The 1,940-nt window shown below is 45.4% G+C and carries 1 protein-coding gene; it reads right to left on the reverse strand.

The features are described from left to right. Nucleotides 1-11: 11 nt before the first annotated feature. Nucleotides 12-1,940 (reverse strand): arylsulfatase (locus ED312_RS03920; RefSeq protein WP_206363203.1); only part of this gene is annotated, 1,929 nt, incomplete at its 5' end.

Here is a 1,940-nt window from a genome sequence, read left to right on the forward strand (position 1 = left end):
AGTATTAAAATTTACTCCACCAGCGCTAACTGTACATGATCAATCCATATTTTGTTTTGAGCATCCTGAAACTCAAAAACAAGCCGGCACCTTCCCGAAACGGGTAGATCCGGTGTGTTGAAACTAAATGTTCTGATGTCCTTATCCACTGTTATCATTTCGGAATAATATCCGGTTTTACCCGAAACCGGTTCAAACCTGATCTTTACGGCGGTTTTTGTATCGGCTTTAGCTTTACAGGAGATGTTAAATTTTTCACCTTCCTTTGCAAAAAACGGCCAGAACATGGTTCCCTTCCCGTTTATCCCTGCCGAATTCTTTCCTGAGATCACCCCTGAAGAATCAATTTGAAACACATCTTCATTGGAATACCCTCTAAATTGCCAGCCCGCAAATTCATTTTCAAACTCTCCGTTAATTACCCTTGAATATGCGCGGGTCCTCTGTCCATAATCACGGGTATCGTAGACCACATTTACCTTATCTGCCCATTCCTGCCATTTTTTGAACATCTCTTTTAAACGCCCGGGCACTTTTTCAGCAAGGTTATGAAGTTCAACCGGATCATTTTCCATATTGTACAGTTCCAGATTATCAGGATCAAATTCCGTGTTTTCTTCTGTTTTCGCCACCAATTTCCAGTGACCGTCCCGCATTCCTATATTCGACTCGTGTTCCCAGAAGATAGGCCCCCTGTTCGTTTTACGGCCGGAAAAATGGGGTGATAAACTTTTACCTTCCAACGGAACTATATCATGGCCCCTGTACTTTTCGGGGTATTTGGCGCCTGACACATCTATGGCAGTGGCCATGATATCCATAATATGTCCCGGCTCCCTTACATATTTGCCGTTTAATTTCTTATCTATCCCCCCGGGCCAGTGAACAATAAAGGGGGTGGCTATACCTCCTTCATGGGTCCGGTGTTTATATTCCTTATACGGCGTACTCCCGCCATTGGCCCAATGGATCCGGTAGCTTTCCCAGGTATTGGCTTTTCCTGTTACCTCCTTGCCTGGCCCCCCGCTGATATATTCCGCACAGGCACCATTGTCTGATAAGAACATCAGCAATGTATTATCGAATTGTCCGAGTTCTTTCAGTTTACTGACTATCCTTCCTATACCCTGGTCCATGGCATCTATCTGCGCTGCATAAATGGCCATCCGCCTTGCGAATTCTTCCTGTTCTTCTTCAGGCAGTTCTTCCCAGCCAGGAATTTTCGGGTCGCGCGCCGATAATTCAACTGAAGCATCAAAGATCCCTAATTCCTTTTGTTTTTCAAGCCTTTGTTCGCGAAGCCGGTCCCAGCCCATATTATATATGTCCTCATACTTTTCGATATCCTTTTCGAGGGCATGAAGCGGCCAGTGCGGTGCCGTATAGGCCACATACATAAACACAGGATTTTCATTTCCGGAAGAGAAATGTTTATCCATAAACATGACTGTACTGTCACTTACGGCATGGGTAAAATAAAAATCTTTTCCCGCACCGGGTGCTTTATATTTTTTATTATCGCTAAAAACATTCGGAGTGAAATAACTGGAAGCACCGTCCACAATTCCGAAAAAGCGATCAAAACCCCGTTGGCTGGGCCAATTGTCCTTAATTCCGGCCTTAATATTCCTCACACGACTTAAGTGCCATTTTCCGGACATATAAGTATTGTAACCTGCCGTTTTTAAAACCTCGGCAATGGTCACACTTTTATTATTGAGCTCACCCTGGTATTCGGGAGTCCCCATATCTGCCGTGGTCATCCAGCCCATTCCCGCCTGATGCGGGTAGATCCCTGTCATTAAAGATGCCCGGGTCGGGCAGCAGCGGGCATTGTTGTAAAATTGAGTATAACGCAATCCCCCCGCTGCCAAAGCATCCAGATTCGGGGTTTCAACTTCCCCGCCGTAAGAGGCTATATCCGAAAAGCCCATATCGTC

This window comes from Sinomicrobium pectinilyticum, assembly GCF_003725735.1.
Lineage (GTDB): Bacteria > Bacteroidota > Bacteroidia > Flavobacteriales > Flavobacteriaceae > Sinomicrobium > Sinomicrobium pectinilyticum.